We start from the raw sequence: 5,774 nt of genomic DNA, 5'->3' as shown, positions 1-5,774 counted from the left end.
TGGCGCCGTTCGGCGTGCTGCTCTTCGCCGTCGACCGGGCGGTGCGGCGGCTTCCGGACGTCCTGACGCTGCCGCTCGCGGGGGCGGCCGTGGTGCTGCTGGGGGGTGCGGCGCTCATAGGAGGCGCGGGATCGTGGACGCGCGCCGTCCTGGGCGGTATCGCGCTGGGGGCGGCCTACTTCGTGCTCTTCTTCATCAACCCCGCCGGCATGGGCTTCGGGGACGTGAAGCTGGCCCTCGTGCTGGGCGTCGCGCTCGGCTGGTACGGCTGGGACGTCCTGTTCACCGGCTCGTTCGCCGGTCTGCTGCTGGGCGCGGGGTACGCGGTCACCATGCTGGCCGCCCGCCGGGTCGGCCGGAAGACGGGCATCGCGTTCGGCCCGTTCATGATCGTCGGAGCCTTCGCGGGGCTCGTCGCCGGCGGACTGGCGGCCGGCTGAGCGGCGCGGGCACGGGTCCGCCCGTACGCCCCGCACGCCCCCCGAACCACTCCTGTGAGCCGCGTACCGCCCCGTGCGAGTGACCTGATCGCAGCGGAGTTCGTATACGGACCGTCACGGAGCGAGCACTTTTCGAGGTGTCCCGTCCGTTCCGGTACTGAGCACCCCTCACCCTGGGTTATGGTGGAACTCCCCCCCTCGGGCCGGTCCGTATCCCCCCCACGGACCGGCCCGTTCCCTTTCTGCGGACGGGACCCTGCCGGGCCCCTGCAACACGGGCTCTCAGCCGCGTCCGGCCCAGATGTTCACGCCGCTCGTCGTCCTGGCGAACCCGTCGATCTCCGCCAGCTCCGCCGCCGTCAGTTCCGCCGCGCCCAGCGCCGCGACGTTCGCCTCCAGCTGCGCCACGCTCGACGCGCCGATGAGCGCCGACGTCATCCGCGGATCGCGCAGCACCCAGCCCAGCGCGAGCTGCGCCAGCGACTGCCCGCGCCCGCGCGCGATCCCGTTCAGCCCGCGCAGCCGCCGGACGACCTCGTCCGTCAGCAGCTCCGGGTCCAGCGACTTGTTCTGCGCGGCCCGCGAACCCTCCGGGATGCCGTTCAGGTACTTGTCGGTCAGCATCCCCTGCGCCAGCGGCGCGAAGGAGATGCAGCCCATACCCTCCGCCTCCAGGGTGTCGAGCAGCTCGTCGTCCTCGGTCCAGCGGTTGATCATCGAGTACGAGGGCTGGTGGATGAGCGGCCGTACGCCCATCTCCCGCAGCAGCCGGGCGGCTTCGCGCGTCTGCTCCGCGGTGTACGAGGAGACGCCGACGTACAGCGCCTTGCCCTGCTGCACGGCGGACGCCAGCGCGCCCATCGTCTCCTCCAGCGGGGTGTCCGGGTCGAAGCGGTGCGAGTAGAAGATGTCGACGTACTCCACGCCCATGCGGGCCAGCGACGCGTCCAGCGACGACAGCAGGTACTTGCGCGAGCCCCACTCGCCGTACGGCCCCGGCTGCATCAGGTAGCCCGCCTTGGTCGACAGCACCAGCTCGTCGCGGTACGGGCGGAAGTCGGCGGCGAAGATCCGGCCGAAGTTCTCCTCCGCGGAGCCGGGCGGCGGGCCGTAGTTGTTCGCCAGGTCGAAGTGGGTCACGCCGAGGTCGAACGCGCGCCGCAGGATCGCGCGCTGCGACTCCAGGGAGCGGTCGTCGCCGAAGTTGTGCCAGAGACCGAGGGAGATCTCCGGGAGCTTCAGGCCGCTGCGACCCGTCCGGCGGTAGGTCATGGCGTCGTAGCGGGTGTCTGCTGGCAGGTAAGGCAAAAGACTGTTCACAAAACCTGCCTATCACGAACCCGGTGCGCCCCTGTGACAGGACTGTGGCACAACCGGCAGTACTGTGGCGCCTTCCGGGGGGTACTCCGAACGTACGACGGAAGGGCTGAACGCGGGATGACCTGGCGCGGCATCGTGTATCGCGTATACGAGAAGCGCCTTGAGCGCCGTCTCGACCCGGCCCGTGTGCCCAAGCACATCGGCGTCATCCTGGACGGCAACCGTCGCTGGGCCCGCGCCGCGGGCGGCACCACCGAGCAGGGCCACCAGGCCGGCGCCGAGAAGATCCACGAGCTGATCCGCTGGTGCCGCGAGACGGACGTCGAGGTGCTCACGCTCTGGCTGCTGTCCACCGACAACCTGGACCGGCCGGAGCCCGAGCTGAACCCGCTGCTCGCCATCATCGAGGAGGCCGTCTCCGGCGTCGCCGTGCGCGGCGGCGCGCGGGTGCACCACGTCGGCAACCTCGACCTGCTGCCCATGCAGACCCAGCGGATCCTCAAGGAGGCGGAGGAGGCCACCCTCGACGTGGGCACGGGGGCCGGCAGCGGCGCCGTCCTGGTCAACGTCGCCGTCGCCTACGGCGGCCGGCAGGAGATCGCCGACGCCGTCCGCTCGATGCTCGGCGACGCCGCCGACCAGGGCCGTACGCTCGCCGACGTGGCCGAGACCGTCGAGGTGGAGCACATCGCGCAGCACCTCTACACCCGCGGCCAGCCCGATCCCGACCTGGTGATCCGGACCAGCGGCGAACAGCGGCTGTCGGGGTTCATGCTGTGGCAGTCGGCGCACTCCGAGTACTACTTCTGCGAGGTTTTCTGGCCCGCGTTCCGCCGCGTCGACTTCCTGCGCGCCCTGCGCGACTACGCGGCCCGCCACCGCCGTTTCGGCGGCTGAAACCACCCCGGCGCGCCCTTTACCCCTCTCCTACCAGATAGCCACCGTTTCGGCCCGTCGGTCACAGGCATTGCATGCCCCGGGGCTCGCGAGGGAATATCCGTGCTAGCAGGCGGTCCACCGCACCGCCCGCCCGGGAGGGCCCTTTGCACCACGTGCCGCATCACGAGGTCCGTGCGCAGCGCACCATCGCACGTACGGACGGAGCGGAGGGCCGGGGCCCGGTCCTGCGCGCCCGCGTGGCCGCACGGGACCGGACGCCCGGCCCGATCCCCGCGACTCCGTCGCGTGCCGACCTCATCCGAGGGGGTTCGTCCATCCGTGGTGAACAGCAAGAAGCCTGACCGGCGCACCTATGTCCTCGACACGAGCGTCCTGCTGGCCGACCCCAGGGCCATGGCGCGGTTCGACGAACACGAGGTGGTGCTGCCCGTCGTGGTGGTCACCGAGCTCGAAGCCAAGCGGCACCATCCGGAGCTGGGCTACTTCGCCCGCCAGGCGCTCCGCCAGCTCGACGAGTTCCGGGTCAAGCACGGCCGGCTCGACGCGCCGATCCCGCTGGGCGACCTCGGCGGCACGCTGCGCGTGGAGCTGAACCACACCGACATCGGGGTGCTTCCCGTCGCCCTCCTCAACCAGCACGGGCGCCTGGGCGACAACGACTCCCGCATCCTGGCCGTCGCGCGCAACCTCCAGGCCGAGGGGCAGGACGTCACCGTCGTCTCCAAGGACCTGCCGCTGCGCATCAAGGCGTCGTCCGTGGGACTGGCCGCCGAGGAGTACCGCGCGGAGCTGGCCATCACGGACTCCGGCTGGACGGGGATGTCCGAGCTGATGCTCAGCGGCGAGCAGGTCGACGAACTGTTCGCCTCGGAGGTCGTCTCGGTGCCGGAGGCGGACGAGCTGCCGGTGCACACCGGGCTCGTGCTGCAGTCCGAGCGCGGCCGGGCCCTCGGCCGGGTCACCCCCGACGGGCGGATCCGGCTGGTCCGCGGCGACCGGGAGGTCTTCGGGATCCACGGCCGCAGCGCCGAGCAGCGGATCGCCCTGGACCTGCTGGTGGACGAGGACGTCGGCATCGTGTCGATGGGCGGGCGCGCCGGTACGGGCAAGTCCGCGCTGGCGCTCTGCGCGGGCCTGGAGTCGGTGCTGGAGCGCCGGCAGCACCAGAAGGTGATGGTCTTCCGGCCGCTGTACGCGGTCGGCGGCCAGGAGCTCGGCTACCTGCCGGGCACCGAGGCCGAGAAGATGAGCCCGTGGGCGCAGGCGGTGTTCGACACCCTGTCCGCGGTCACCTCGCGCGAGGTGATCGAGGAGGTCATCGCGCGCGGCATGCTCGAAGTGCTGCCGCTGACCCACATCCGGGGCCGTTCGCTGCACGACTCGTTCGTGATCGTCGACGAGGCGCAGTCGCTGGAGCGGAACGTCCTGCTGACCGTGCTCTCGCGGATCGGGACCAACTCCCGCGTCGTACTCACCCATGACGTGGCACAGCGGGACAATCTGCGCGTCGGCCGCTACGACGGCGTGGTGGCCGTCGTCGAAAAGCTGAAGGGGCACCCGCTCTTCGCCCATGTGACGCTCAACCGCTCGGAGCGGTCGCCGATCGCCGCGCTGGTGACCGAAATGCTGGAAGACGGCCGGGTATAACGGGATACTGCTCCCCATGCTTCTTCCTGAACGTGTGAACTGGGCGCAGCAGCTTAGCTGTTGCGCCCAGTGCTTCGCACGGGTTTCCGTCAACAGCGAGGGGCAAACGCGGTGTGAGCTTTCCCACTGGACGGGGAATTGCGTCCGGGTGTCCGTCTCCGGCAGAGTCTGGGACTCGTCAGGCCCTGCGTACGGCCCGGCACCGACCCCGGTGCAGCACGACTCAACTGAACAGAGCCGCCGTACGCCGCCCGAGCGCAGTACTGGTCCCCGCGGACGCGGGGGCTGCCGGGCCCGCGCCTCCCGTGACCAGTCGGTCCGCCACAGTCGGCGGTCCGGAACAAGGGGAGGCCAGTGTCAGGGGCAGGGACGCGTCCGCGAGGTCACCGAAGCGGGCGACGCTGGAAGGACTTTGTGTGAGCCGGATTTCGGTCCGGGGTTTCGCCGTGGCTTCCGCCACCGCGGTCACCTCTGTCGGCGCTGTCGTCGGTGTGGCCACGGGCGCGGAGAAGGGCGACGACTCGACGGCCAACGTCGAGGCGACCGCCGCCGACGCGACACTCCTCGCCGACGTACCCGCTGGCGCTACGGCCCAGGTGCAGACCGCCTCCCTCACGGAGCAGGCGGACGCCCAGGCCGACGCCGCACACACGGACGCCCGCAAGGCGGCCGAGGAGGCGGCACGCAAGTCCGCCGCCCAGGCCGCGGAGGAGAAGAAGGAGGCCGCGGAGCGCAAGGCGGCCGAAGAGGCCGCGGAGAAGGAGCGGGAGGCCGCCGAGGCGGCCAGCCGCTCGGCGGCGGCCGAGTCCGAGTCGGCATCCGCCGACGCGGGCGACTTCGCCCCGCAGTCGTCCTATTCCGTCGCCGACGTACAGGCCATGGCCCGGCAGATGGTGCCGGCCGACCAGTACCAGTGCTTCAGCAACATCGTCGACCACGAGTCGGGCTGGGACTACACCGCCACCAACCCGAGTTCCGGTGCGTACGGGCTGATGCAGGCGCTGCCCGGCGAGAAGATGGCCTCGGCCGGCGCCGACTGGCAGACCAACCCGGCCACTCAGATCGAGTGGGGCCTGAACTACATGAACGACCGCTACGGCAGCGCCTGCGGCGGCTGGGAGTTCTGGCAGGCCAACGGCTGGTACTGAACCACGGCGCAGCACCCCGCGCCACCCGCGTGTGACACGCCCCCGGCTTCACAGCCGGGGGCGTTTCGCATGCCCGCGGAACCGCCGTCCGCGCCGGGCACGTCCTAGGGTCTGTCGTCGGTCCCCCGCCTGCGCCGCGAACGACGGGAGATCGACGGCCGACCCCAGTTGGCCGGAGCGGGCCGCGCCCGCAGGCATGACCCGTGTACGGTCGTGCGGGTGACGGACGGGACTGCGGCGGGACCGTAGGCGGCGTGAGGACCTTTATGTCGAAGATGACGGACTGGCTCGGCGGGGTGGGCGAGCGGGCCAGCCGGAT

5 protein-coding genes are annotated in these 5,774 nt (G+C 71.2%); 4 read left to right on the top strand and 1 reads right to left on the bottom strand.

Annotated features, from left to right (window positions below; genetic code table 11):
- The coding region (locus tag H5J30_RS15495) for a prepilin peptidase (RefSeq protein WP_181788017.1) at positions 1-440 on the top strand (440 nt) is incomplete at its 5' end.
- Between the two features lie 282 nt (positions 441-722).
- Here the strand turns inward: H5J30_RS15495 and mgrA are convergent.
- Positions 723-1,748: an L-glyceraldehyde 3-phosphate reductase gene (gene mgrA, locus H5J30_RS15490; protein ID WP_258563332.1), complete on the bottom strand. Its 1,026-nt coding sequence runs from the start codon at positions 1,746-1,748 to the stop codon at positions 723-725.
- Positions 1,749-1,877: 129 nt separating this feature from the next.
- On the opposite strand from mgrA, the gene H5J30_RS15485 reads away from it, so the two are divergent.
- The 3 genes from H5J30_RS15485 to H5J30_RS15475 all read left to right on the top strand — a co-directional run bounded on the left by H5J30_RS15485 (position 1,878) and on the right by H5J30_RS15475 (position 5,455).
- Complete coding sequence (locus tag H5J30_RS15485) at positions 1,878-2,657, top strand: isoprenyl transferase (RefSeq protein WP_181788016.1); 780 nt, start codon at positions 1,878-1,880, stop codon at positions 2,655-2,657.
- Positions 2,658-2,978: 321 nt separating this feature from the next.
- Complete coding sequence (gene phoH2, locus H5J30_RS15480; protein ID WP_181788015.1) at positions 2,979-4,307, top strand: RNA 5'-3' helicase PhoH2; 1,329 nt, start codon at positions 2,979-2,981, stop codon at positions 4,305-4,307.
- A 416-nt stretch (positions 4,308-4,723) separates the two neighbouring features.
- Positions 4,724-5,455, top strand: a complete 732-nt coding sequence (locus tag H5J30_RS15475; RefSeq protein WP_181788014.1) for an aggregation-promoting factor C-terminal-like domain-containing protein — start codon at positions 4,724-4,726, stop codon at positions 5,453-5,455.
- The last annotated feature ends 319 nt before the right edge of the window (positions 5,456-5,774 follow it).

It is taken from the genome of Streptomyces phytophilus, assembly GCF_013870535.1.
In the GTDB taxonomy this organism is placed as follows: Bacteria; Actinomycetota; Actinomycetes; order Streptomycetales; family Streptomycetaceae; genus Streptomyces; species Streptomyces phytophilus.
The sequence above is the reverse complement of the archived record's forward strand: the minus strand, read 5'-3'. Positions and strand labels throughout refer to the sequence as shown.

Excerpts from the sequence above, each read along its gene's own strand:
- H5J30_RS15485 (WP_181788016.1), top strand. The coding sequence starts at position 1,878 with ATGACCTGGCGCGGCATCGTGTATCGCGTATACGAGAAGCGCCTTGAG.